General features: G+C 53.6%; 24 protein-coding genes. 18 read left to right on the top strand and 6 right to left on the bottom strand.

The features are described from left to right. Positions 1-19: 19 nt before the first annotated feature. Positions 20-349 carry a cell division protein ZapA gene (zapA, locus tag OGX83_RS19030; RefSeq protein ID WP_003026980.1) on the bottom strand — a complete coding sequence of 110 codons (330 nt, stop codon included), beginning with the start codon at positions 347-349 and terminating at the stop codon, positions 20-22. Positions 350-516: 167 nt separating this feature from the next. On the opposite strand from zapA, the gene OGX83_RS19025 reads away from it, so the two are divergent. The 8 genes from OGX83_RS19025 (at position 517) to OGX83_RS18990 (ending at position 10,722) form a co-directional block, all read left to right on the top strand. Beyond that, complete coding sequence (locus OGX83_RS19025; RefSeq protein WP_003026978.1) at positions 517-1,095, top strand: YecA/YgfB family protein; 579 nt, start codon at positions 517-519, stop codon at positions 1,093-1,095. 24 nt (positions 1,096-1,119) lie between these two features. Beyond that, positions 1,120-2,445: a Xaa-Pro aminopeptidase gene (gene pepP / locus OGX83_RS19020; RefSeq protein ID WP_286588898.1), complete on the top strand. Its 1,326-nt coding sequence runs from the start codon at positions 1,120-1,122 to the stop codon at positions 2,443-2,445. After that, positions 2,442-3,620: a 2-octaprenyl-6-methoxyphenyl hydroxylase gene (ubiH, locus tag OGX83_RS19015; RefSeq protein ID WP_241176419.1), complete on the top strand. Its 1,179-nt coding sequence runs from the start codon at positions 2,442-2,444 to the stop codon at positions 3,618-3,620. Before pepP ends, ubiH begins: the two co-directional genes overlap by 4 nt. 115 nt (positions 3,621-3,735) lie before the next feature. Then, complete coding sequence (gene ubiI, locus OGX83_RS19010; protein WP_008785748.1) at positions 3,736-4,938, top strand: FAD-dependent 2-octaprenylphenol hydroxylase; 1,203 nt, start codon at positions 3,736-3,738, stop codon at positions 4,936-4,938. A gap of 452 nt (positions 4,939-5,390) precedes the next feature. After that, a complete protein-coding gene (gcvT, locus tag OGX83_RS19005) occupies positions 5,391-6,485 on the top strand; it encodes a glycine cleavage system aminomethyltransferase GcvT (RefSeq protein ID WP_048215585.1) in 1,095 nt (364 codons plus the stop codon). Between the two features lie 25 nt (positions 6,486-6,510). Beyond that, the gene (gene gcvH, locus OGX83_RS19000) at positions 6,511-6,900 is read left to right on the top strand and encodes a glycine cleavage system protein GcvH (protein ID WP_003026965.1); all 390 of its coding nucleotides are present in this window, start codon (positions 6,511-6,513) and stop codon (positions 6,898-6,900) included. Positions 6,901-7,027: 127 nt separating this feature from the next. Continuing rightward, positions 7,028-9,901 carry an aminomethyl-transferring glycine dehydrogenase gene (gene gcvP, locus OGX83_RS18995; RefSeq protein ID WP_128611722.1) on the top strand — a complete coding sequence of 958 codons (2,874 nt, stop codon included), beginning with the start codon at positions 7,028-7,030 and terminating at the stop codon, positions 9,899-9,901. Between the two features lie 77 nt (positions 9,902-9,978). Then, positions 9,979-10,722, top strand: a complete 744-nt coding sequence (locus OGX83_RS18990) for an SDR family oxidoreductase (RefSeq protein ID WP_149334914.1) — start codon at positions 9,979-9,981, stop codon at positions 10,720-10,722. Positions 10,723-10,815: 93 nt separating this feature from the next. Here the strand turns inward: OGX83_RS18990 and bglA are convergent, their stop codons facing one another. Next, entirely contained in the window at positions 10,816-12,249 is a 1,434-nt protein-coding gene (gene bglA, locus OGX83_RS18985) for a 6-phospho-beta-glucosidase BglA (protein ID WP_267445172.1), read from the bottom strand. 120 nt (positions 12,250-12,369) lie between these two features. After that, positions 12,370-13,098, bottom strand: a complete 729-nt coding sequence (locus OGX83_RS18980) for a MurR/RpiR family transcriptional regulator (RefSeq protein WP_071445579.1) — start codon at positions 13,096-13,098, stop codon at positions 12,370-12,372. 52 nt (positions 13,099-13,150) lie between these two features. On the opposite strand from OGX83_RS18980, the gene yqfB reads away from it, so the two are divergent. Both yqfB and trhA read left to right on the top strand, forming a co-directional pair. Beyond that, the gene (gene yqfB / locus OGX83_RS18975) at positions 13,151-13,462 is read left to right on the top strand and encodes a N(4)-acetylcytidine aminohydrolase (RefSeq protein ID WP_048225466.1); all 312 of its coding nucleotides are present in this window, start codon (positions 13,151-13,153) and stop codon (positions 13,460-13,462) included. A gap of 163 nt (positions 13,463-13,625) precedes the next feature. Beyond that, positions 13,626-14,288: a PAQR family membrane homeostasis protein TrhA gene (gene trhA, locus OGX83_RS18970; protein WP_060683277.1), complete on the top strand. Its 663-nt coding sequence runs from the start codon at positions 13,626-13,628 to the stop codon at positions 14,286-14,288. Positions 14,289-14,419: 131 nt separating this feature from the next. Here trhA and ygfZ read toward each other — a convergent pair whose 3' ends face one another. Beyond that, entirely contained in the window at positions 14,420-15,403 is a 984-nt protein-coding gene (gene ygfZ / locus OGX83_RS18965; protein ID WP_153752296.1) for a tRNA-modifying protein YgfZ, read from the bottom strand. Between the two features lie 257 nt (positions 15,404-15,660). Here ygfZ and sdhE point away from each other — a divergent pair, with 257 nt between their 5' ends. Together sdhE and OGX83_RS18955 are read left to right on the top strand one after the other, a co-directional pair. Continuing rightward, complete coding sequence (gene sdhE / locus OGX83_RS18960; RefSeq protein WP_003825514.1) at positions 15,661-15,927, top strand: FAD assembly factor SdhE; 267 nt, start codon at positions 15,661-15,663, stop codon at positions 15,925-15,927. Beyond that, positions 15,908-16,315 carry a protein YgfX gene (locus OGX83_RS18955; protein ID WP_213752655.1) on the top strand — a complete coding sequence of 136 codons (408 nt, stop codon included), beginning with the start codon at positions 15,908-15,910 and terminating at the stop codon, positions 16,313-16,315. Before sdhE ends, OGX83_RS18955 begins: the two co-directional genes overlap by 20 nt. A gap of 101 nt (positions 16,316-16,416) precedes the next feature. Here the strand turns inward: OGX83_RS18955 and fldB are convergent, their stop codons facing one another. After that, entirely contained in the window at positions 16,417-16,938 is a 522-nt protein-coding gene (gene fldB, locus OGX83_RS18950; RefSeq protein WP_003026933.1) for a flavodoxin FldB, read from the bottom strand. Positions 16,939-17,051: 113 nt separating this feature from the next. On the opposite strand from fldB, the gene xerD reads away from it, so the two are divergent. The 5 genes from xerD to lysS all read left to right on the top strand — a co-directional run bounded on the left by xerD (position 17,052) and on the right by lysS (position 23,141). Continuing rightward, positions 17,052-17,948, top strand: coding sequence for a site-specific tyrosine recombinase XerD (gene xerD, locus OGX83_RS18945; RefSeq protein WP_003825519.1), 897 nt, complete (start codon positions 17,052-17,054; stop codon positions 17,946-17,948). Between the two features lie 23 nt (positions 17,949-17,971). Beyond that, the gene (gene dsbC / locus OGX83_RS18940) at positions 17,972-18,685 is read left to right on the top strand and encodes a bifunctional protein-disulfide isomerase/oxidoreductase DsbC (RefSeq protein WP_003825520.1); all 714 of its coding nucleotides are present in this window, start codon (positions 17,972-17,974) and stop codon (positions 18,683-18,685) included. Positions 18,686-18,690: 5 nt separating this feature from the next. After that, positions 18,691-20,424, top strand: a complete 1,734-nt coding sequence (recJ, locus tag OGX83_RS18935; protein WP_168978773.1) for a single-stranded-DNA-specific exonuclease RecJ — start codon at positions 18,691-18,693, stop codon at positions 20,422-20,424. Between the two features lie 91 nt (positions 20,425-20,515). After that, positions 20,516-21,614, top strand: a protein-coding gene (gene prfB, locus OGX83_RS18930; RefSeq protein WP_100194817.1) for a peptide chain release factor 2 whose coding sequence is annotated in 2 segments (ribosomal slippage) — positions 20,516-20,590 and positions 20,592-21,614 — 1,098 coding nt in all. Because the reading frame shifts where the segments join, the coding sequence is not laid out codon by codon here. Between the two features lie 9 nt (positions 21,615-21,623). Next, complete coding sequence (lysS, locus tag OGX83_RS18925; protein WP_003026911.1) at positions 21,624-23,141, top strand: lysine--tRNA ligase; 1,518 nt, start codon at positions 21,624-21,626, stop codon at positions 23,139-23,141. 77 nt (positions 23,142-23,218) lie between these two features. Here the strand turns inward: lysS and idi are convergent, their stop codons facing one another. After that, entirely contained in the window at positions 23,219-23,773 is a 555-nt protein-coding gene (gene idi / locus OGX83_RS18920; RefSeq protein WP_265639208.1) for an isopentenyl-diphosphate Delta-isomerase, read from the bottom strand. Between the two features lie 166 nt (positions 23,774-23,939). On the opposite strand from idi, the gene actS reads away from it, so the two are divergent. Continuing rightward, a complete protein-coding gene (actS, locus tag OGX83_RS18915; RefSeq protein ID WP_103285965.1) occupies positions 23,940-24,698 on the top strand; it encodes an amidase activator ActS in 759 nt (252 codons plus the stop codon). Positions 24,699-24,744: the final 46 nt, after the last annotated feature.

Below are 24,744 nucleotides of genomic sequence, written 5' to 3'. Positions count from 1 at the left end.
CACAGTAAACCGAAAAGTGTTATTCAAAGTTTTGGCCCGTTTTTTCGGTTATGCGACCCTGATCAAGCAACGCCTGTTCGATGGTCTGTTGTAGCATCCGAATACGTTGTTCCATGCTCGCCGCGTACTCACGCGTCTTCGCTTTTTCCTGAGTTAATTCATAGCTGATGTTCAACGCGGCGATGAAAACCAACTGCTCAGTATTTGTGACTCTAGTGCGAACTTTCAGATCTTGCAATCGCTGATTGAGATCGTCCGCAGCCTGATTCAACGCATCCCTTTGTTCAGGCGGGCAATTCACTCGCAGTGAACGGCCAAATATTTGGATATCGACGGGTTGTGCAGACATGCCACCTTCCTGCTGATTGACTGCGCTGCCTTCGTCTCCAGACCGTGGGTCCGCGAAGGGGCGACACTATAGCTACCCTGGTATCAAGATACAAGCCCTTTTCTGGTCCACCAGGGTCCAAAGTGGTAGCATACCATGAATATTCCTCCCTTTGATGACGAATGCTTATGTCTATACAGAACGAAATGCCTGGTTACAACGAAGTTAGCCAGTTTTTGAACCAACAAGGGGCTGGATTAACCCCGGCCGAAATGCACGGCTTGATAAGCGGAATGATTTGCGGCGGAAACAACGACAGCTCATGGCAGCCGCTGCTGCACGACCTGACGAACGAAGGTCTGGCCTTTGGTCACGAGCTGGCTCAGGCGCTGCTGAAAATGCACTCAGCCACCAGTGATGCCCTCGAAGACGATGGCTTCCTTTTTCAGCTTTATCTGCCTGAAGGGGATGACGTCAGCGTGTTCGATCGCGCCGATGCACTGGCGGGATGGGTAAACCACTTTTTACTGGGCCTTGGCGTCACGCAGCCGAAGCTCGACAAAGTGACCGGCGAAACCGGGGAAGCGATTGACGACCTGCGCAATATCGCTCAATTGGGATATGACGAAGACGAAGATCAGGAAGAGCTGGAAATGTCGCTCGAAGAGATCATCGAATACGTGCGCGTAGCCGCCTTGCTGTGCCATGACACGTTTACGCGTCAGCAGCCGACCGCGCCGGAAGTCCGTAAACCGACTCTGCACTAAGAACGAAACGCAAAGGAGAGTGTGATGAGCGAGATATCTCAGCAAGAATTCCAGCGTCGTCGCCAGGCTTTACTGGCACAAATGCAGCCCGGCAGCGCCGCGCTGATTTTTGCCGCACCGGAAGCGACGCGTAGCGCGGACAGTGAATACCCCTACCGCCAAAGCAGTGATTTCTGGTACTTCACCGGTTTTAACGAACCTGAAGCCGTGCTGGTGCTGATTAAAAGTGATGACACTCATAACCACAGCGTTTTGTTCAATCGGGTTCGCGATCTGACAGCGGAAATCTGGTTTGGCCGCCGTCTGGGCCAGGATGCTGCCCCGGAAAAACTTGGCGTTGACCGGGCGCTGGCCTTCAGTGAAATCAATCAACAGCTGTATTTGCTGCTCAATGGTCTGGACGCGGTATACCACGCTCAGGGCGAGTATGCCTGGGCCGACGAGATTGTGTGCACGGCGCTGGATAAACTGCGCAAAGGCTCCAGACAAAATCTGCACGCGCCTGCCGCGATTATCGACTGGCGTCCGATGGTGCATGAAATGCGCCTGTTTAAATCACCGGAAGAAATTGCGGTCATGCGTCGTGCCGGAGAAATCACCGCACTGGCGCATACCCGCGCGATGGAAAAATGCCGTCCGGGAATGTTTGAATACCAGTTAGAAGGGGAGATTCACCATGAATTTACCCGTCATGGCGCGCGTTATCCGTCCTATAACACGATTGTCGGCAGCGGTGAAAACGGCTGTATCCTGCATTACACCGAAAATGAAAGTGAAATGCGCGATGGCGATTTGGTGCTGATTGACGCTGGCTGTGAATACAAAGGCTATGCGGGTGACATTACGCGTACCTTCCCGATAAACGGTAAATTTACCCCAGCACAGCGTGAAATCTACGATATCGTACTGGAATCCTTAGAGACCAGCCTGCGTCTTTATCGTCCCGGAACGTCCATTCAGGAAGTCACTGGCGAAGTGGTGCGCATCATGATTACGGGCCTGGTGAAGCTTGGCATTCTGCACGGTGATGTCGATCAGTTGATTACCGAAAATGCTCACCGCCCATTCTTTATGCATGGCCTAAGTCACTGGCTGGGTCTGGATGTGCACGACGTCGGCGTTTATGGTCAGGACCGCTCACGTATTCTTGAGCCGGGAATGGTACTCACCGTCGAACCGGGACTGTATATCGCGCCGGACGCCGATGTACCGCCGGCTTATCGTGGTATCGGCATTCGTATTGAGGATGACATCCTCATCACCGAGGACGGCAATGAAAACCTGACCGCCAGCGTAGTGAAGAAAGCTGATGACATTGAAGCCTTAATGGCTGCGGCGCGACTGCAATGAGCGTGATTATCATTGGTGGTGGTATGGTCGGTGCGACGCTGGCGCTGGCCATTTCCCAGCTCAGTCATGGGACGCTGCCAGTTCATCTGATAGAAGCGAGCGAACCTGAAACTGACCGTCATCCTGGGTTTGACGCCCGGGCGATCGCGCTGGCGGCAGGAACCTGCCAACAGCTGGCGCGAATTGGTGTATGGCAGGCGATTGCCGATTGCGCAACGGCCATTAAAACGGTTCACGTCAGCGATCGCGGCCATGCCGGATTTGTGACGCTGGATGCGCAGGAATACCGTATTCCGGCTCTGGGCCAGGTGGTAGAACTGCACGACGTCGGGCTGCGTCTGTTTGCGCTGCTGCGCAAAGCACCTGGCGTCACATTGCACTGCCCCGACCGCGTAGCCAGCGTGTCGCGCACGCAGGAGCGCGTTGAAGTGACGCTGGAGAATGGCGAGATGATTACCGGTCGCCTGCTGGTGGCTGCTGACGGCACGCGTTCCGCACTGGCGACTGCCTGCGGTGTTGACTGGCTGCAACAGCCTTATGAGCAACTGGCGGTGATTGCCAACGTCACGACCTCTGTACCGCACGATGGGCGAGCGTTTGAACGCTTCACGCAATATGGCCCGCTGGCAATGCTGCCAATGTCTGACGGTCGCTGCTCGCTGGTGTGGTGCCATCCGCTGGAGCAGCGTGATGAGATCATGGCCTTGTCCGACGAACAGTTTTGCCGTGAACTGCAAACCGCTTTTGGCTGGCGACTGGGACGTATTACCCAGGCTGGTAAACGCAGCGCTTATCCGCTTTCGTTAACTACGGCGCTGAAAGCGATTACCCATCGTACCGTGCTGGTAGGGAACGCCGCCCAGACGCTGCACCCCATTGCCGGGCAAGGTTTCAACCTTGGCCTGCGCGATGTAATGAGCCTTGCTGAGACGTTGACGCAGGCGCAAAACGGCGCGGAAGATGTGGGTGATTATGCGGTGCTGGCACGTTATCAGCAGCGCCGCGAGCGCGATCGCGAGACGACGATTGGTGTGACCAACAATTTAGTGTATTTGTTTGCCAATCACTGGGCCCCGCTGGTTGTTGGGCGCAATGTCGGGTTGATGGCGATGGAATTATTCACCCCTGCGCGCGATGCGCTGGCGGAGCGGACCCTGGGTTGGGTTGCACGATAAATATGACCTGTAGGCTGGATAAGGCAACGCCGACATCCGGCAAGGGTCCCCGCAAAAATGCCTGATGGCGCTGCGCTTATCAGGCCTACGGATTACAGGTTTCGAGGTACAAACAGTGCAAAGTGTTGATGTAGCAATTGTTGGTGGCGGCATGGTGGGGCTGGCGGTTGCCTGCGGCCTGCAGGGCAGTGGGTTGCGCGTTGCTGTATTAGAACAACATGTTCCGCAGCCGTTGGCGGCGGATGCACCTCCTCAGCTTCGCGTTTCGGCCATTAATGCAGCCAGCGAAAAACTGCTTACCCGTCTTGGCGTCTGGTCCGATATTGTTGCCCGTCGCGCTTGCTGCTACCACGGCATGGAAGTCTGGGACAAAGACAGCTTTGGACGCATTGAATTTGATGACCAGAGCATGGGTTACAGCCATTTGGGCCACATCGTTGAAAACTCAGAAATCCATTATGCGCTGTGGCAAAAGGCGCAGCGTTCAGCGGATATTACGCTGATGGCGCCAGCTGAAATACAGCAGGTGGCCTGGGGCGAGAACGAGGCATTTCTGAGCCTCAAAGATGGCGCAATGCTGACGGCGCGTCTGGTCGTCGGTGCCGATGGTGCTAATTCCTGGCTGCGCAATAAAGCGGACATTCCGCTCACCTTCTGGGACTACCGTCATCATGCGCTGGTGGCGACTATCCGCACGCAGGAAGCTCACGGTGCGGTTGCGCGTCAGGCGTTTCATGGTGAGGGGATCCTGGCATTCCTGCCACTCAGCGATCCACACCTGTGTTCTATTGTCTGGTCGCTCTCGCCGCAGGAAGCAGAACGTATGCAGCAGGCAAGCGTTGACGAGTTTAATCAGGCGCTGAATATCGCCTTTGATAATCGTCTGGGGCTGTGCAGCCTTGAAAGCGAACGTCAGGCGTTTCCGCTGACGGGACGTTATGCTCGCCAGTTCGCGGCCCATCGTCTGGCGCTGGTGGGGGATGCGGCGCATACTATCCACCCGCTGGCGGGTCAGGGGGTTAACCTGGGCTTTATGGATGCGGCAGAGCTGATCGATGAACTTAAGCGGCTACAGCGTCAGGGCAAAGATATTGGGCAGTATCTCTATTTACGCCGCTACGAGCGCAGCCGTAAGCACAGCGCAGCGCTGATGCTGGCGGGGATGCAGGGTTTCCGTGAACTGTTTGCAGGCGAGAATCCGGCGAAAAAACTGCTACGCGATATTGGGCTGAAACTGGCCGATACCCTCCCGGGCGTAAAACCACAACTCATCCGTCAGGCGATGGGACTGAACGATCTTCCCGAGTGGTTACGTTAGTGTCCATAAGGACAATCTTAAGAGTTTGAGACCCGTCACACTTTCCTCTCCCGGCCTTCGCGCCGGGGTGCTTCTCTCATTTGAAATAATCTAATTCCACGCCTTTTTTCGCATTAGTTTTTCTAATATTACGTTTTTTTCATAACGCCATTTTTTACATTTTTTCCACATTTAATGTGGATTGGTGCTGTAATTTTGCGCTTATCTTTGTTTGTTGTTCTGATTTATTGCTATATGTATGGAGTTTTATTCTGTTGGCGATCTGGCTGTTTTTCGCCATAAGCTAATGTGATGGTTAATTTTGACTTATGGTTTAGCGTCTGTTTCGGTGGTAAGTTCAGGACAAAGAGAACGTTTGCGTCGTAGCCCCTGGAGCGGCTGCGGTGCTGGGTTTCGTGGCGAAAATTTCACCGCGAAAGAGTTGGTAGCCCCGCTTATTCAACGAGGAAAAGATGGCTCAACAGACTCCTTTGTACGAACAACACACGCTATGTGGCGCGCGCATGGTCGATTTCCATGGCTGGATGATGCCACTGCATTACGGTTCTCAGCTCGATGAACACCATGCTGTTCGCACCGACGCCGGAATGTTTGATGTGTCGCATATGACCATCGTCGACCTGCGCGGTAGCCGCACCCGGGAGTTCTTGCGTTATCTGCTGGCAAACGACGTCGCGAAGCTAACGAAGACGGGTAAAGCCCTCTACTCCGGGATGCTCAACGCTTCGGGCGGCGTGATAGATGACCTGATTGTCTACTACTTCACTGAAGATTTCTTCCGCCTCGTTGTAAACTCCGCCACCCGCGAAAAAGACCTATCCTGGATTACCCAACACGCTGAACCTTACGCCATCGACATCACCGTTCGTGACGACCTGTCGCTGATTGCGGTGCAGGGGCCAAACGCGCAGGAAAAAGCAGCCACGTTGTTTACTGACGAACAGCGCCATGCGGTAGAAGGTATGAAGCCGTTCTTTGGCGTTCAGGCGGGTGATTTGTTTATCGCAACCACCGGTTATACCGGCGAAGCAGGCTATGAAATCGCCATGCCGAATGAAAAAGCGGCTGATTTCTGGCGTGCGCTGGTACAAGCAGGCGTCAAACCTTGTGGTCTCGGCGCGCGCGACACCCTGCGTCTGGAAGCGGGTATGAACCTGTATGGTCAGGAGATGGACGAAGGGATTTCTCCGCTGGAAGCCAATATGGGTTGGACCATTGCGTGGGAACCTGCCGACCGCGACTTTATTGGTCGTGAAGCACTGGAAATGCAGCGCGAAAAAGGCCACGAACAGCTGGTCGGGCTGGTGATGACTGAGAAGGGCGTGCTGCGTAATGAACTGCCGGTGCGTTTCACCGATGCTTCTGGCAACCAGCATGAAGGCATTATCACCAGTGGCACATTCTCCCCAACCCTGGGTTACAGCATCGCGTTGGCGCGCGTGCCTGCGGGTATCGGTGAGACTGCGATCGTACAGATCCGTAACCGTGAAATGCCGGTAAAAGTGACTAAACCTGTTTTTGTGCGTAACGGCAAAGCCGTCGCGTAATTCATCCTTTTTTGGAGATTGATTGATGAGCAACGTACCTGCAGAACTGAAATACAGCAAAGAACACGAATGGCTGCGCAAAGAAGCTGACGGCTCTTACACCGTTGGTATCACCGAACACGCTCAGGAGCTGTTAGGTGACATGGTTTTCGTTGACCTGCCAGAAGTTGGCGCCACCGTCAGCGCGGGCGATGATTGCGCCGTTGCGGAGTCCGTAAAAGCGGCATCCGATATCTATGCGCCAGTAGGCGGTGAGATTGTTGCGGTTAACGATGCGCTCAGCGACTCCCCGGAACTGGTCAACAGCGAACCGTATGCGGGCGGCTGGATTTTCAAAATCAAAGCCAGCGATGAAAGCGAAATTGAATCGCTGTTGGATGCCACTGCGTACGAGGCATTACTGGAAGACGAATAAGATTGTGCCGGATGGCACTGCGTTTATCCGGCCTACGGTTTTATGTAGGCCCGGTAAGCGTCAGCGCCACCGGGCAATTGAGTTAGAGACAATCACGATTCACTGCACGTTTCAGGAACCATCGCCCATGACACAGACGTTAAGCCAGCTTGAAAACAGCGGCGCTTTCATTGAACGCCACATCGGACCGGACGCCGCGCAGCAGCAAGAGATGCTGAATGCGGTTGGCGCCGAGTCGTTAAACGCGCTGATCGGCCAGATTGTGCCGAAAGACATTCAGCTCGCAACCCCGCCACAGGTGGGCGAGGCGGCGACCGAATACGCTGCGCTGGCTGAATTAAAAGCCATCGCCGGGCGTAACAAGCGCTTCACGTCCTACATTGGCATGGGCTACACCGCCGTGCAGTTGCCACCGGTTATTCTGCGTAACATGCTGGAAAACCCAGGTTGGTACACCGCATATACGCCGTATCAGCCGGAAGTATCCCAGGGACGACTGGAAGCTCTGCTGAACTTCCAACAGGTCACGCTGGACCTGACGGGCCTGGATATGGCTTCTGCTTCTCTGCTGGATGAAGCCACTGCGGCTGCTGAAGCCATGGCGATGGCCAAACGTGTCAGCAAACTGAAAAATGCCAACCGTTTCTTTGTGGCGGCTGATGTTCACCCGCAAACGCTGGACGTGGTTCGCACCCGTGCAGAAACCTTTGGCTTTGATGTCATTGTTGATGACGCGGCGAAAGCACTGGATCACCAGGATGTGTTTGGCGTGCTGTTGCAGCAGGTTGGCACCACCGGTGAAGTGCATGACTACAGCAAACTGATTGCCGAGCTGAAATCCCGTAAAGTTGTGGTCAGTGTCGCTGCCGACTTTATGGCGCTGGTACTGCTGACTGCACCGGGCAAACAGGGCGCGGATATTGTTTTCGGCTCTGCGCAACGCTTCGGCGTACCGATGGGTTACGGCGGCCCACACGCGGCATTCTTCGCCGCTAAAGACGAATTCAAACGCTCCATGCCAGGCCGTATTATCGGCGTATCGAAAGATGCGGCGGGCAATACCGCACTGCGCATGGCGATGCAGACTCGCGAGCAGCATATCCGCCGTGAGAAAGCGAACTCCAACATTTGTACCTCGCAGGTTCTGCTGGCCAACATCGCCAGCCTGTATGCCGTTTATCATGGTCCGGTTGGCCTGAAACGTATCGCTAATCGCATCCACCGCCTGACTGATATTCTGGCGGCCGGTCTGCAGCAGAAAGGGCTGAAGCTGCGCCATGCGCACTACTTCGACACTCTGTGTGTTGAAGTGGCCGACAAAGCGGCTGTTCTGGCGCGTGCCGAAGCGGCAGAAATCAACCTGCGTAGCGATATCCATAACGCGGTAGGTATTACGCTCGATGAAACCACCACCCGTGAAAACGTGGTGCAGTTGTTCAATGTTCTGCTGGGCGACAACCACGGTTTGAATATCGATACGCTGGATAAAGATGTGGCGCTCGACAGCCGTTCCATTCAGGACAGCATGCTGCGTGACGATGCGATCCTCAGCCATCCGGTGTTTAATCGCTATCACAGCGAAACCGAGATGATGCGCTACATGCACTCGCTGGAGCGCAAAGATCTGGCGCTGAACCAGGCAATGATCCCGCTGGGTTCTTGCACCATGAAGCTGAACGCTGCCGCCGAGATGATCCCTATCACCTGGCCGGAATTCGCTGAACTTCACCCGTTCTGCCCGCCAGAGCAGGCAGAAGGTTATCACCAGATGATCGGCCAGCTTTCCGAGTGGCTGGTAAAACTGACCGGTTATGACGCCGTCTGCATGCAGCCGAACTCCGGCGCGCAGGGCGAGTATGCGGGTCTGCTGGCGATTCGTCACTATCACGAAAGCCGTAACGAAGGCCATCGCGATATCTGTCTGATCCCGGCTTCTGCCCACGGCACTAACCCGGCATCCGCACAGATGGCGGGGATGCAGGTTGTGGTTGTCGCTTGTGATAAGAACGGCAACATCGACCTGGACGATCTGCGAGCAAAAGCAGAACAACATGCTGCAAATCTCTCCTGCATCATGGTGACCTATCCGTCTACTCACGGCGTGTATGAAGAAACGATCCGTGAAGTGTGCGACGTTGTACACCAGTTTGGCGGCCAGGTTTACCTTGATGGTGCGAACATGAACGCTCAGGTTGGGATCACCACGCCGGGCTTTATCGGCGCAGATGTCTCGCACCTCAACCTGCATAAAACATTCTGCATTCCGCACGGCGGCGGCGGCCCAGGTATGGGACCGATTGGCGTCAAATCACATCTGGCACCGTTTGTACCGGGTCACAGCGTAGTGCAGATTGAAGGAATGCTCACCCGTCAGGGCGCAGTTTCAGCGGCGCCGTTCGGTAGTGCATCCATTCTGCCAATCAGCTGGATGTATATCCGTATGATGGGTGCAGAAGGTCTGAAGCAGGCAAGCCAGGTGGCTATCCTTAACGCTAACTACATTGCCAGCCGTCTGAAAGATGCTTATCCGGTGCTGTATACCGGTCGCGACGGTCGCGTGGCGCATGAATGCATTCTCGACATTCGCCCACTGAAAGAAGAGACCGGCATCAGCGAACTGGATATTGCCAAGCGTCTGATCGATTACGGTTTCCATGCGCCGACCATGTCATTCCCGGTCGCGGGTACCCTGATGGTTGAACCGACTGAATCTGAAAGCAAAGTGGAACTTGATCGCTTTATCAATGCGATGCTGGCAATCCGCGCTGAAATCGATCGCGTGAAAGCCGGTGAATGGTCACTGGAAGATAACCCGCTGGTTAACTCACCGCACACGCAAAACGAGCTGGTCGCGGAGTGGAATCACGGTTATAGCCGCGAAATCGCCGTCTTCCCGGCTGGTGTGGCGAACAAATACTGGCCGACCGTGAAACGCCTTGATGATGTTTACGGTGACCGTAACCTGTTCTGCTCCTGCGTACCGATGAGCGAATATCAGTAACTTTTCCGCGCAGTAAAGCTTTTGTAGGCCGGGTAAGGCGAAGTCGCCTCCCGGCTTTTTCATATCTGGAGGTATCCATGGGAATCGCACTGGTTACTGGCGGCAGTCGCGGCATCGGGCGGGCAACCGCGCTGCAGTTAGCGCAAGAGGGTTACACGGTTGCGGTTAACTTTCATCACAATATCCGTGCGGCAACGGAGGTGGTGAATACTATTGTCGCTGCCGGGGGAAAGGCGTTTGCTCTACGGGCTGATATCAGCGATGAAAGCCAGGTTGTGGCAATGTTTGAATCTATTGACCGTGAAGGTGAACCACTGACTGCGTTAGTGAATAATGCCGGGATTTTGTTTGAACAGAGCACGGTGGAAAGCCTAACCGCCGAAAGAATTAACCGCGTGCTGGCGACCAATGTTACCGGCTATTTTTTGTGTTGTCGGGAAGCGGTAAAGCGCATGTCGTTCAAACACGGAGGGCCAGGCGGGGCGATTGTGAATGTCTCTTCGGCGGCATCGCGGCTTGGTGCGCCATTCGAATATGTTGATTACGCGGCCTCAAAAGGCGCTGTGGACACGCTCACCACCGGCCTTGCGCTGGAGGTTGCAGCGCAAGGGATCCGCGTAAACTGCGTGCGACCTGGTCTTATCTACACTGAAATGCACGCTTCAGGCGGCGAGCCGGGAAGGGTCGATCGCGTGAAATCGATGTTGCCTATGCAGCGCGGCGGACAACCGGAGGAGGTCGCGCAGGCGATTACCTGGCTGCTGAGCGAGAAGGCGTCGTACGTAACGGGCAGTTTTCTGGAACTGGCTGGCGGGAAGTAGGATTTAATCGCCGGATGGCGCTACGCTTATCCGGCCTACGGGAATTTAATCTGTAGGCTGTATAAGGCGTTTACGCCGCCATCCGGCAAAAAATCAAAGTTTCTCGCCGTTGCTGGCAATCACCGCTTTGTACCAGTTAAAACTTTTCTTGCGTGAACGCGACATATCGCCGGTGCCGTCGTCGTGTTTGTTCACGTAGATAAAGCCGTAGCGCTTGCTGTACTGACCGGTGGTGAACGAGACACAGTCGATGCAGCCCCACGGCGTGTAGCCCATCAGGTCTACGCCATCATACGTTACCGCTTTCATCATCTCTTCAACGTGGGCGCGCAAATAGTCGATGCGATAGTCGTCGTTGATGCTGCCGTCTTCTTCCACTCTGTCGTAGGCACCAAATCCGTTTTCTACGATAAATAGCGGTTTCTGATAGCGCTCATACAGTTCACATAAGGCGTAACGCAGACCGACCGGATCAATCTGCCAACCCCAGTCGGACGCTTTTACGTGCGGGTTCGGTACGCTGCCCTCAAAACCAGAAATGGCATCGCCGCTGCCGCCTTCCGCTTTTACCGCGTTGGTCATGTAGTAACTGAATCCGAGATAGTCACAGGTGCCTTCACGCAGGATTTGCTCATCTCCGGCTTCCATTCGGATGTTGAATTCGCGGCGTTCCCACTCGTTCAGTACATATGATGGATAGTAGCCGCGCAGTTGAACGTCGGTGAAAACGTAGCGCTCACGCATCGATTCCTGCGCGAACATCACATCTTCAGGCTTACAGGAGAACGGGTACAGCGGCACCATCGCCAGCATGCAGCCGACTTTCATTTCCGGGTTGATGCGGCGTGCGGCTTTCACTGCCAGAGCGCTGGCCACGAACTGGTGATGCAGCACCTGGTACATGGTTTCTTCCGGGTTTTCATGCTCGGTATACACCACGCCGGAGCAGCAATAACCAAACAGCGGTGCGCGCCAGTTGCGCTGGTTGTTGATCTCGTTAAAGGTCATCCAGTATTTGACCTTGTGCTTGTAGCGCTCAAAAACGACTTCAGCAAATCGGACAAAGAAATCGACGACTTTACGATTGGTCCAGCTACCGTATTGTTGAACCAGGTGCAGCGGCATTTCAAAGTGGGAAAGGGTGATGACCGGTTCGATGTTGTACTTCAGCAGTTCATCGAACATGTCGTCGTAGAACTTTAGCCCTTCTTCATTCGGCTGGCTTTCATCCCCTTTGGGGAAGATACGCGTCCAGGCGATTGAGGTACGGAAGCATTTGAAGCCCATCTCGGCAAACAGCTTAATGTCTTCTTTGTAATGACCGTAAAAATCGACGGCTTCGTGGTTGGGGTAGTACTTACCGGGCACAACTTCCTGAGTGATTTCTCGCGGAACGCCGTGCGCACCACCGGTCAGTACATCGCAAATACTGGGGCCTTTGCCACCTTTGTTCCAGCCGCCTTCAACCTGGTGCGCCGCAACCGCGCCACCCCATAAAAAATCTTTTGGTAAGGTAAGTTTTTTCATCTGCGCTCAGTCTCAAATTAATACCATCTGATTTTGAGTCTAACAAAGGAAAGATAAATGTCACGATATAACAAAATAGCGCTAATGTGATTTGTTACATCCAAAAAACAGATTGTTTTTTTACGCTATTCTTTTCGCCAGCTTGCGGCCGAGTGACTCCAGAATATAAATAACAGGGATCTGTGTGGTTATATCGTATACCCCGGCAATGCGCGTCTGTGGAACGTGCCAGGAGAGATTAAAGTCAGCCAATTTGGCCAGCCGCGAATGTTCATGACTGGTGACAGACAGGACCCTACAGTTATGCAGGCTGAACTGGCTGGCAAAACGCAGGATCTCTTCTGTTTCACCGGAAACGGAAAGCACGATCGCCAGCGCGTTTCTGGCCATGTCATTCGTTACCGGGAAATAAGGATCATCAATGTGATTACTGAATTTTCCAACGTTTGAGAAAAAACGTGCGCCATATTTGGCTAAGGCTCCGGATGTTCCCGCTCCGACGAATATAATACGTTCGGAAGATAATATAATATCAACAGCCTGATCGAGCAGGTTATCGAACTCATCATTATTAACGCCTTTAAAGAAGCTGATAATTTCGCTGGCACCGAAATTAGCCTGTTGCGGTTCATTCTGCTCTAAATATAATTTGAAGCGCACGCGAAATTCTGAGTAACCTTCACACTTAAGCTTGCGGCAAAAGCGCAGTACGGTGGTAGTGGAAACACCCACGGCATCGGCCAGTTCGCGAATGGTCATGTACATGACTTTGTCACGGTTTTTGATGACATAGTTGTAGACCAGCATCTCAAGATTGTTGAGACTGGCGATGGCAGCGTGGGAGAACATACTCACAATGGCAAAACTCACTCATCAGACTTCATCTACAGGGAATAATAACATGCAGCCAAATGACATCACTTTTTTTCAGCGTTTCCAGGATGACATTCTGGCCGGACGCAAGACCATCACTATTCGTGACGAGTCTGAATCACACTTCAAAGCCGGGGACATTTTACGGGTTGGGCGCTTCGAAGATGACGGTTACTTCTGCACGATTGAGGTTGTTGGCACCTCAACCGTCACGCTGGATACGCTGACGGATAAACATGCCCAGCAGGAAAATATGACGCTTGAAGAACTTAAACATGTCATTGCCGAGATTTACCCGGATCAGACGCAATTTTATGTGATTGATTTTAAATGTCTTTGATTTTAATGGTACGCATGTTAGCTGAAATTTAAAAACTAACACCATGATTTTTAATGGTAAATATTTATCTGGTAATTATTTTAGCTAACAGGTGTTCACTGGAACCATTCTCAGTTACGCTAGAGGAGCAATCACGATAGGGTTCGTTTCTCGGGAGTAAGTTATGGTTCAGAAGCCATTAATCGCGCAGGGATATTCGCTGGCAGAGGAAATAGCCAACAGCATCAGTCACGGTATCGGGCTGGTGTTTGGGATTGTCGGACTGGTGTTGTTGCTGGTTCAGGCAGTGGATACCAATGCCAGCGCTATGGCGATTACCAGCTATAGCCTGTACGGCGGCAGCATGATCCTGCTGTTCCTCGCCTCAACCTTGTATCACGCGATCCCCCATCAGAGAGCGAAAGTCTGGCTGAAAAAGTTCGACCACTGTGCGATTTATCTGCTGATTGCCGGGACCTACACGCCATTTCTGCTGGTGGGGCTTGATTCGCCGCTGGCACGTGGACTTATGATTGTTATCTGGAGCCTGGCGCTGATCGGTATTTTATTCAAACTGACCATCGCACACCGGTTTAAAATTCTGTCGCTGGTGACTTACCTGACAATGGGCTGGCTTTCGCTGATTGTGGTGTATCAACTGGCGGTGAAGTTGGCGACGGGAGGCGTGACGTTGCTGGCTGTTGGCGGTGTGGTGTATTCGCTGGGCGTAATTTTCTACGTCTGTAAGCGTATTCCTTATAACCATGCGATCTGGCACGGTTTTGTGCTGGGCGGCAGCGTTTGCCACTTCCTGGCGATCTATCTGTACGTGGGGCAACACGCATAGATTCAGTGCAACCCCGGGGGCGGCGTAAACGCCTCGCCCGGGCTGTATTTTGTTGGCCGGACGAGGCAATGCCGCAATCCGGCGGCCTGTGCCGAATTGCCTAATGGCGCTGCGCTTATCAGGCCTACCAATTACTCTTCGTCTAACGAATATGGCAGCGGTACGATACGCAGCGTTTTTGCGTCGTCACGGACGCGGAACACGCTGTCGGCCTCCATGTCGTTATTCATCACAACCTGCACCAGTACCTGACCATCGGCCAGTTGTACTGCAGCAAGTACGGTACCAGTACGACGCCAGTTCTCGCCCATTTTTAATTCAAGGTCTTCGCCAGCTTCCGGTACTCGACCGGCGGCACCCGCCAAAGTCCACATGGCGCGTTTGTTGGCTCCGCGGAATTTTGCACGAGCCACCATTTCCTGACCGGTGTAGCAGCCTTTTTTAAAGCTGATCCCGCCCAGAGCCTGCAGATTGGTAGCCTGTGGAATAAACTGTGCACTGTTGGCTGTATCAATCACGGGGATACCCGCTTCGATATCCAGCGCCAGCCACTGCTGGCTGTTATTTAACTCAGCTTCGCCACGCAGCTTTTCAACCAAGGTTTCTGCGGTGGTGGCATCAACGATCAGCAGAAAACGTTCGGCAGGGTGTTCGAACCACAATACCGTGGAGGCACCTTCGGTAATGACCTGCTTATCACTGTTCGGTAATTCGCTGAAGATATTGGCCAGCGCTGCACGTGCCTGGAATCCCGCTACGCCCAACAGGACGCGCTCGTCGTCTGGGGCGATCGCCACCTTCGAGAAGACCGCGTATTTTTTCAGCTCAGTGAGCTGCGCATCACGCAGGCTACGGCGCTCAAGCCATGCAAAACCGTCACCCCGGCGGAACAGACGCAGGTTGCTCCACATTTTACCTTTGGCGTCACAATGTGCAGCCAACAGGTGCTGATGCTCGGTCATCTGGCTGACATCCGCCGTGACCTGACCCTGAATATACTTCTCACTGTCGACACCGGTGATGGTGGCGAGCGCCCAGTCATCGAGCGTCATTAGCGTCAGAGGTAAACGCGTTGACGCAAAAGGCTGGCGAGGAGGAAAAGATGTAAAAGCCATAATAATGTCCTGATTTGCTTAACGCAGTGATGATGACTAATGGTAAAAGAGCTATGGCCCATTGCAAGCGGTTTAAACAGGCTATTTGTGCCATATATTGTGCTTTGCGAGGAGACATCCAAAATTGGTGAATCCTTTGGCTTAATAAGGTTTTATTTAGCGAGCGAGCTTCAGTTTACTGATATTCCCGTAAAAAGAGCGGGAAAAACACGTTACAATAGCGGGATACTTCGTTTTCGCGAGACAGGGAGAAGAACATGGATATTAACAACAAAGCACGTATTCATTGGGCATGCCGCCGCGGTATGCGCGAGCTGGACATCTCGATCATGCCGTTTTTTGAACATGAATATGACAGCTTAAGTGACGAAGAAAAACGTATCTTCATCCGTCTGCTAGAATGTGATGATCCAGATTTATTTAACTGGTTGATGAATCATGGGAAACCAGCTGATGAGCAGCTGGAACAGATGGTGCGACTTATCCAGACACGGAATCGGGAACGTGGTCCAGTGGCAATCTGATTTACGCGTATCATGGCGCGCGCAGTGGCTTTCACTGCTAATTCATGGGCTGGTCGCGGTGTTTATTTTATTGATGCCCTGGCCATTGAGCTACACCCCATTATGGCTGGTTTTGCTCTCTCTGGTGGTGTTCGATAGCGTTCGCAGTCAGCGTCGAATCAACGCCTGTCAGGGTGAGATTCGGCTATTGATGGATGGCCGTCTGCGCTGGCAAGGGCAAGAGTGGTCTATCGTTAACGCCCCCTGGATGGTTAAAACAGGCATGATGCTGCGTTTGCGATCTGATGCCGGAAAACGTCAACATTTGTGGCTGGCAGCAGACAGTATGGATGATGCAGAGTGGCGGGATTTACGGCGGTTGATGCTGCAAAAGGCGAAGCAAGGGTAACGCATGACACATGCCTGATGGCGCGCAGCTTGAAGGCCTACAGTTAGGTGCGTCATGCAGGCCGGATAACGCATTTACGCCGTCATCCGGCAAATCGGTTATCAGGACCAGTGCTCGGCCATTTCCCCAAGAATTTGCTCGCACCAGGCCTGAATGCGTTCATCGCTGAGATCGTACTGGTTTGTCTCATCCAGCGCCAGGCCAACAAACAGTTGTCCATCAGCAATGACGGGTTTATCGCTGGTGAATTCGTAGCCTTCGGTGGGCCAGTAGCCGACAAACTTTACACCTTTGGTGATCAGTTTATCGTGCAGCATACCCAACGCATCCAGGAACCATTCGCCGTATCCCAACTGATCGCCCATACCGTAAAGTGCGACAATCTTGCCTTCCAGGTTGAGGTCGTCCAGTTGCTCCCAGACCGCTTCCCAGTCCTCCTGAATTTCACCGAAATCCCAGGTTGGGATGCCCAAAATGAGCACGTCATATTGCTCCATTAGGGTCGGAGAATCGTCTTTGAGGTTGTGCAGTGTCACCAGTTCGGGACCCAGGATATCGCGGATTTTTTCTGCTGCCATTTCGGTGTAGCAGGTGCTGGAACCGTAAAAAAGACCCATGTTCATGACGTAAACATCTCAATTCTGCTGTAGCGTTGCGGGTAGTGTAACAGAATCGCCGCATTCTCGGCACAATGAGGCATAATGCATCAAAAATGAGAGTGGAATAAGGGGCGCGAGTGGAACAGGATCTGGCGCGCATCGAGCAGTTTCTTGATGCCCTGTGGCTGGAACGAAATCTGGCGGAAAACACATTAAGTGCGTATCGTCGCGATCTGACCATGCTTGTGGAATGGTTACATCACCGCGGCGCTTCGCTTGCGACCGCGCAAAGTGATGATCTGCAAGCCTTGCTGGCTGAGCGGATGGATGGAGGGTATAAAGCCACCAGTTCCGCACGTTTGCTCAGTGCGACGCGACGTTTTTTTCAGCATCTGTACCGCGAAAAATATCGCGAAGATGACCCCAGCGCCTCGCTTGCATCACCTAAACTTCCGCAGCGCCTGCCTAAAGATCTCAGCGAAGCGCAGGTTGAGCGGCTGCTACAAGCGCCGCTTATTGAGCAACCGCTGGAGCTACGCGACAAAGCCATGCTGGAAGTGCTGTATGCAACAGGCCTGCGCGTGTCTGAACTGGTAGGACTGACGATGAGTGACGTCAGCCTGCGTCAGGGTGTGGTACGGGTGATCGGTAAAGGTAACAAAGAGCGCCTTGTCCCGTTGGGTGAGGAGGCTGTGTACTGGCTGGAAACTTACCTGGAGCATGGGCGTCCATGGTTGCTCAACGGCGTATCGATTGATGTGCTGTTTCCTAGTCAGCGGGCGCAACAGATGACCCGTCAGACCTTCTGGCATCGTATCAAACACTATGCTGTGTTGGCGGGAATCGACAGCGAAAAGCTGTCACCGCACGTCCTGCGGCACGCGTTTGCCACGCATCTGCTCAACCATGGAGCAGACCTGCGCGTGGTGCAGATGCTACTGGGGCATAGCGATCTCTCGACAACGCAGATTTATACTCATGTCGCAACGGAGCGCTTGCGGCAACTACATCAACAGCATCACCCGCGAGCGTGAGTGCTGACAGGATAGGATAGGCTATGAAAAAACGTTTTATGATGTTCACCCTTCTGGCGACGGCGTTTTCCGGCATGGTACATGCAGACGACGCGGCAATTCGTCAGTCATTAGCAAAGCTGGGTGTGCAGAGCACCGAGATTCAACCTGCTCCGGTTGCGGGCATGAAAACCGTACTGACCAATAGCGGCGTGCTGTACGTAACTGAAGACGGTAAACATATTATCCAGGGACCGATGTACGACGTGAGCGGCGCAAGTCCGGTGAATGTCACCAACCAACTGCTGATGAAGCATCTGAACGCGCTGGAAAAAGAGATGATCATCTACAAAGCGCCGCAGGAAAAACACGTCATTACCGTTTTCACCGACATCACTTGTGGTTACTGCCACAAGCTGCATGAAGAGATGAAAGATTACAATGCGTTGGGGATCACCGTACGTTATCTGGCCTTCCCACGTCAGGGGCTGGACAGCCAGGCTGAGCAAGACATGAAGTCTATCTGGTGTGCTAAGGACAAAAACAAAGCCTTTGACGACGCGATGACTGGCAAGGGTGTGAAAGCGGCGACCTGTGATGTGGATATCGCTAACCACTATGCGCTGGGCGTACAGTTTGGCGTCAGCGGTACACCGGCGATTGTGCTGAGCAATGGCTATGTCGTACCTGGTTATCAGGGCCCGAAAGAGATGAAAGAATTCCTCGACGCACATGCAAAACAGACCAGCGGTAAATAATTCGCGTGAAACAACAGATACAACTTCGTCGGCGTGAAGCCGACGAGACAGCCGAGCTACCTGCCGACTTACCGCCGCTGCTGCGCCGTTTATACGCCAGTCGCGGTGTACGTAGCGCGCAGGAACTTGAGCGTAGCGTCAAAGGAATGCTGCCTTGGCAGCATTTAAACGGTGTCGAAAAGGCGGTTGAGATCCTCTACAACGCCTTTCGTGCGGGAACTCGCATCATCGTTGTTGGCGATTTCGATGCCGATGGCGCGACCAGCACGGCGCTAAGCATCCTGGCGATGCGCGCGTTGGGCTGTAGTAACGTTGACTACCTGGTGCCAAATCGTTTTGAGGACGGTTATGGTTTAAGCCCGGAAGTCGTTGATCAGGCCCATGCCCGTGGTGCTCAGCTGATTGTCACCGTAGACAACGGCATCTCGTCTCACGCGGGTGTCGAACATGCCAGAACGTTGGGGATCCCGGTCGTTGTGACCGATCACCACCTGCCAGGGGATACGCTGCCGGGCGCGGAGGCGATCATCAATCCTAACCTGCACGACTGTGAGTTCCCGTCGAAATCGCTGGCAGGCGTTGGTGTAGCCTTCTATCTGATGCTGGCGCTGCGCACTTTCCTGCGTGACAAAGGCTGGTTTGATGAGCGAGGCATTGCACCGCCGAACCTGGCGGATTTGCTCGATCTGGTTGCGCTTGGCACGGTGGCGGACGTGGTACCGCTGGATGCCAATAACCGCATTCTGACGTGGCAAGGCTTAAGCCGTATCCGTGCTGGAAAATGCCGCCCTGGTATTAAAGCTCTGCTGGAGATTTCCAATCGCGACCCCCTAAAGCTGGCAGCCAGTGATTTAGGTTTTGCCCTCGGGCCACGGCTGAATGCGGCGGGGCGTCTGGACGATATGTCCGTTGGCGTAGCGCTGTTGCTGTGCGACAACATTGGTGAAGCGCGCGTGCTGGCCAATGAGCTGGACGCACTCAACCAGACGCGCAAAGAAATTGAGCAGGGTATGCAGGCAGAAGCGCTGACCCTGTGTGAAAAGCTGGAACGCAGTAGCGATACGCTTCCGGGCGGCCTGGCAATGTATCATCCCGAGTGGCATCAGGGCGTTGTGGGGATTCTGGCATCGCGCATTAAAGAGCGATTCCATCGTCCGGTGATAGCGTTTGCCCCGGCAGGTGATGGTACTCTCAAAGGCTCCGGGCGTTCGATTCAGGGGCTGCACATGCGTGATGCGCTGGAGCGCCTGGACACCCTTCATCCGGGCATGATCATCAAGTTTGGCGGTCACGCCATGGCGGCGGGGTTATCGCTTGAAGAGGCGCAGTTTGAGCGTTTCCAGCAGCGTTTTGGCGAACTGGTTACCGAGTGGCTGGATCCCGCCTTACTGCAAGGTGAAGTGGTGTCGGATGGCCCACTGAGCGCAGCGGAGATGACCATGGAGGTCGCACAAATGCTACGCGATGCCGGACCGTGGGGACAAATGTTCCCGGAACCGCTGTTTGACGGGCATTTCCGTTTGCTCCAGCAGCGTCTGGTCGGTGAGCGTCATCTGAAGGTAATGGTCGAGCCCGTAGGCGGTGGTCCGCTGCTGGACGGCATTGCGTTTAACATCGATACCACCTGCTGGCCGGACAACGGCGTGCGCGAAGTTCAGCTTGCCTACAAACTGGATATTAATGAGTTTCGCGGCAACCGTAGTTTGCAGATTATAATCGACAATATCTGGCCACTTTAGCGTCACTAATCGCTATAAAAAAGGGCGTGGATTAGTTACAATCCCGCTCTTATCACCGCATTTTGACTAGTCCAATAAAAGAAATCAGACAATGTTTGAAATTAATCCGGTAAATAACCGCATTCAGGACCTCACGGAGCGCTCTGACGTTCTTAGGGGGTATCTTTGACTATGATGCCAAGAAAGAGCGTCTGGAAGAAGTAAACGCCGAGCTGGAACAGCCGGACGTATGGAACGAACCCGAACGCGCGCAGGCGCTGGGTAAAGAGCGTTCTTCTCTTGAAGCCATCGTTGATACGCTCGATCAGATGAGCCAGGGCCTGGAAGATGTCTCCGGCCTGCTGGAACTGGCTGTAGAAGCCGACGACGAAGAAACCTTTAACGAAGCCGTAGCAGAACTCGACACGCTGGAAGATAAGCTGGCCCAGCTGGAATTCCGTCGTATGTTCTCCGGTGAATATGACAGCGCAGATTGCTATCTCGATATTCAGGCAGGTTCTGGCGGTACGGAAGCGCAGGACTGGGCAAGCATGCTGATGCGCATGTATCTGCGTTGGGCTGAAGCGCGCGGCTTTAAGACTGAAATTATTGAAGAGTCTGAAGGTGAAGTGGCGGGTATTAAATCCGTAACCATCAGAATTGCTGGCGAATATGCGTACGGTTGGCTGCGTACTGAAACCGGCGTACACCGTCTGGTTCGTAAGAGTCCGTTCGACTCCGGCGGACGTCGCCATACGTCGTTCAGTTCTGCGTTTGTTTATCCGGAAGTTGATGATGATATTGATATCGATATCAACCCGGCGGATCTGCGTATTGACGTTTACCGTGCCTCCGGTGCGGGTGGTCAGCACGTTAACCGTACGGAATCTGCGGTGCGTATTACCCACATCCCGACTGGGATTGTGACGCAGTGTCAGAACGACCGTTCCCAGCACAAGAACAAAGACCAGGCCATGAAGCAGATGAAAGCGAAGCTTTATGAACTGGAAATGCAGAAGAAGAATGCCGAGAAACAGGCGATGGAAGACAACAAGTCAGATATCGGCTGGGGTAGCCAGATTCGTTCTTATGTCCTTGATGACTCCCGCATCAAAGATCTGCGTACCGGGGTTGAAACCCGTAACACGCAGGCGGTGCTGGATGGCAGCCTGGATCAATTTATCGAAGCAAGTTTGAAAGCAGGGTTATGAGGAACCAACATGTCTGAACAACACGTACAGGGCGCTGACGCGGTAGCCGACCTTAACAATGAACTGAAAACGCGCCGTGAGAAGCTGGCGAGCCTGCGTGAGCAGGGGATCCCGTTCCCGAACGATTTCCGTCGCGATCATACCTCAGACCAACTGCATGCTGACTTCGACGCGAAAGAAAACGAAGAGCTGGAAGCGCTGAACATTGAGGTATCCGTTGCTGGCCGTATGATGACTCGTCGTATTATGGGTAAAGCATCATTCGTTACGCTGCAGGACGTTGGCGGCCGTATTCAGCTGTACGTAGCTCGCGATGACCTGCCGGAAGGCGTCTACAACGAGCAGTTCAAAAAATGGGATCTTGGCGATATCCTCGGCGCGAAAGGTAAGTTGTTCAAGACTAAGACCGGTGAGTTGTCTATTCACTGCACCGAACTGCGTCTGCTGACCAAAGCGCTGCGCCCGCTGCCGGACAAATTCCACGGTCTGCAGGATCAGGAAGCGCGCTATCGTCAACGTTACCTGGATCTCATCTCTAACGATGAATCCCGCAATACCTTTAAAGTGCGTTCACAGATTATGGCTGGCATCCGTCAGTTCATGGTTGCTCGTGGCTTTATGGAAGTAGAAACCCCGATGATGCAGGTGATCCCTGGCGGTGCGGCAGCGCGTCCGTTTATCACTCATCATAACGCGCTGGATCTGGACATGTACCTGCGTATCGCGCCGGAACTGTACCTCAAGCGTCTGGTGGTTGGCGGCTTCGAACGCGTATTCGAAATTAACCGTAACTTCCGTAACGAAGGCATCTCTGTTCGCCATAACCCAGAGTTCACCATGATGGAACTCTACATGGCTTATGCGGACTACAAAGATCTGATCGAACTGACCGAATCGCTGTTCCGTACGCTGGCGCAGAACGTTCTGGGAACGACTGAAGTGCCTTACGGTGAAGAAGTCTTCGACTTCGGTAAGCCGTTCGAAAAACTGACCATGCGCGAAGCGATTCAGAAATACCGTCCGGAAACCAACATGGCCGATCTGGATAACTTCGACTCTGCAAAAGCGATTGCTGAATCTATCGGCATCAAAGTTGAGAAGAGCTGGGGTCTGGGCCGTATCGTGACCGAGATCTTTGAAGAAGTTGCGGAAGCGCACCTGATTCAACCGACCTTCATTACCGAGTACCCGGCAGAAGTTTCTCCGCTGGCGCGTCGTAATGACGAAAACCCGGAAATCACTGACCGCTTCGAATTCTTCATCGGCGGACGTGAAATCGGTAACGGTTTCAGCGAGCTGAACGATGCGGAAGATCAGGCGCAGCGTTTCCAGGATCAGGTTAACGCTAAAGATGCGGGTGATGACGAAGCAATGTTCTATGACGAAGACTACGTTACCGCTCTGGAACACGGTCTGCCGCCGACTGCGGGTCTGGGCATTGGTATCGACCGTATGGTTATGCTGTTCACCAACAGCCACACTATCCGCGACGTGATCCTGTTCCCGGCGATGCGCCCGGTTAAGTAAGATGTGAAATGCCGGATGGCGGCTGACGCCTTATCCGGCCTACGATTCGTTATGTAGGCCAGATAAGCGTAGCGCCATCAGGCAATAATTTGTTGGCAGTAATTCCGCAACAGCGCACGCGCTTCTTTGTCTGCAACCTGCATTACCATCCACGGGCTAAAAGCCCACGGCGTCGCGTCAATCCCGCTTAAGACATCCTCAAGACTGCTCCACTGGCAATCCATCACTTCATCTGGGTTTAGCTGTAGCGGACTCACGATATGTGCGGCATAAACCGGGCACACTTCGTTTTCCACAATTCCACTCGGGTCTGTAGCGCGATAACGAAAGTCAGCATACACGGGGCTGAGCGAGTCGATGTCTGCACCCAGTTCGAAGCGAGCCCGGCGGACAATAGCGGCTTCGTGGGTTTCACCCAACTGCGGGTGACCACAGACAGAGTTGGTCCAGACGCCAGGCCAGGCTTTTTTGTGCAGCGAGCGGCGGGTGACCAGCAGTTGGCCCTGCTCGTTAAATATCCAGCACGAGAAAGCGGAATGCAGGGGGGTTGTGGCGGTATGCGCCGCATATTTTTCCAGCGTTCCGCAGGGTTGGTCCTGCTCATTCAATAAAATGACATGTTCCTGTCGCATAGCGTCCACCATCAATCTTAAGCATCCATATTATATGCTTAATTAAGTCAGATTGATTAACAGAGGGTGTGAAATGCCAGGGCCGACGGTTCGTTGCGCGATATGATTTGGCATCCGGTTTCTGGCTGCTATGATAAAGCGTCTGAAAATGTTGCGAGGTATTGTTTTGAGTGCAGGACGCCTGAAGAAAAATGGCCTGGGTATCGTGATGTTGCTGTGCGTCGGTCTGCTGTTAGCAGGGTGTTCCGGGAGCAAGTCGTCTGATACAGGAAGTTATTCCGGCTCCGTGTATACCGTGAAGCGGGGGGATACGCTATACCGTATTTCGCGCGCTACCGGGACCAGCGTGAAAGAGATCGCCCGCCTGAATAATATTTCACCGCCCTATACCATTGAAGTAGGGCAAAAACTGAAGGTCAGCGGTGGCGCGAAAACCAGTTCTAACTCTGGCAAAACAACCAAGAAATCCTCAACCAAAACGGCAGCGGCCAGACCGTCTTCGTCCGTACCGCAGTCTTCCTGGCCTCCGGTAGGGCAACGTTGCTGGCAGTGGCCTGCCAGCGGTAAGGTGATCCTGCCTTATTCAACCGCGGACGGCGGCAACAAGGGCATTGATATCTCGGCTGCGCGCGGTACACCGATTTATGCCGCCGGCGCCGGGAAGGTGGTTTACGTCGGTAATCAGCTGCGGGGCTATGGTAATCTCATCATGATTAAGCACAGTGAGGACTACATCACTGCGTATGCGCATAATGACACCATGCTGGTGAACAACGGTCAAAACGTGAAGGCCGGGCAGAAAATCGCGACGATGGGCAGCTCGGATGCGACTACGGTGCGGCTGCATTTCCAAATCCGCTACCGGGCGACGGCTATCGATCCGCTGCGTTATTTGCCGCCGCAGGGCAGTAAGCCAAAATGCTGACGGTGATTTAATCGCCAGTCAGTCGGTTAGTCCCTTGCCAAGAAGA

This window comes from Citrobacter sp. Cpo074 (assembly GCF_030332745.1).
Taxonomy (GTDB): Bacteria; Pseudomonadota; Gammaproteobacteria; order Enterobacterales; family Enterobacteriaceae; genus Citrobacter; species Citrobacter portucalensis.
Note: the sequence above shows the minus strand (reverse complement) of the source record. Positions and strands in the feature narration are given on the sequence as shown.

Coding starts and splice junctions, on each gene's coding strand:
- gcvT (WP_048215585.1), top strand. CDS start 5,391: ATGGCTCAACAGACTCCTTTGTACGAACAACACACGCTATGTGGCGCG.
- gcvP (WP_128611722.1), top strand. CDS start 7,028: ATGACACAGACGTTAAGCCAGCTTGAAAACAGCGGCGCTTTCATTGAA.
- sdhE (WP_003825514.1), top strand. CDS start 15,661: ATGGATATTAACAACAAAGCACGTATTCATTGGGCATGCCGCCGCGGT.
- idi (WP_265639208.1), bottom strand. CDS start 23,773: ATGCGACAGGAACATGTCATTTTATTGAATGAGCAGGACCAACCCTGC.
- dsbC (WP_003825520.1), top strand. CDS start 17,972: ATGAAAAAACGTTTTATGATGTTCACCCTTCTGGCGACGGCGTTTTCC.
- fldB (WP_003026933.1), bottom strand. CDS start 16,938: ATGAACATGGGTCTTTTTTACGGTTCCAGCACCTGCTACACCGAAATG.
- OGX83_RS19025 (WP_003026978.1), top strand. CDS start 517: ATGTCTATACAGAACGAAATGCCTGGTTACAACGAAGTTAGCCAGTTT.
- gcvH (WP_003026965.1), top strand. CDS start 6,511: ATGAGCAACGTACCTGCAGAACTGAAATACAGCAAAGAACACGAATGG.
- yqfB (WP_048225466.1), top strand. CDS start 13,151: ATGCAGCCAAATGACATCACTTTTTTTCAGCGTTTCCAGGATGACATT.
- OGX83_RS18990 (WP_149334914.1), top strand. CDS start 9,979: ATGGGAATCGCACTGGTTACTGGCGGCAGTCGCGGCATCGGGCGGGCA.
- zapA (WP_003026980.1), bottom strand. CDS start 349: ATGTCTGCACAACCCGTCGATATCCAAATATTTGGCCGTTCACTGCGA.
- pepP (WP_286588898.1), top strand. CDS start 1,120: ATGAGCGAGATATCTCAGCAAGAATTCCAGCGTCGTCGCCAGGCTTTA.
- lysS (WP_003026911.1), top strand. CDS start 21,624: ATGTCTGAACAACACGTACAGGGCGCTGACGCGGTAGCCGACCTTAAC.
- ygfZ (WP_153752296.1), bottom strand. CDS start 15,403: ATGGCTTTTACATCTTTTCCTCCTCGCCAGCCTTTTGCGTCAACGCGT.
- ubiH (WP_241176419.1), top strand. CDS start 2,442: ATGAGCGTGATTATCATTGGTGGTGGTATGGTCGGTGCGACGCTGGCG.
- bglA (WP_267445172.1), bottom strand. CDS start 12,249: ATGAAAAAACTTACCTTACCAAAAGATTTTTTATGGGGTGGCGCGGTT.
- trhA (WP_060683277.1), top strand. CDS start 13,626: ATGGTTCAGAAGCCATTAATCGCGCAGGGATATTCGCTGGCAGAGGAA.
- OGX83_RS18980 (WP_071445579.1), bottom strand. CDS start 13,098: ATGTTCTCCCACGCTGCCATCGCCAGTCTCAACAATCTTGAGATGCTG.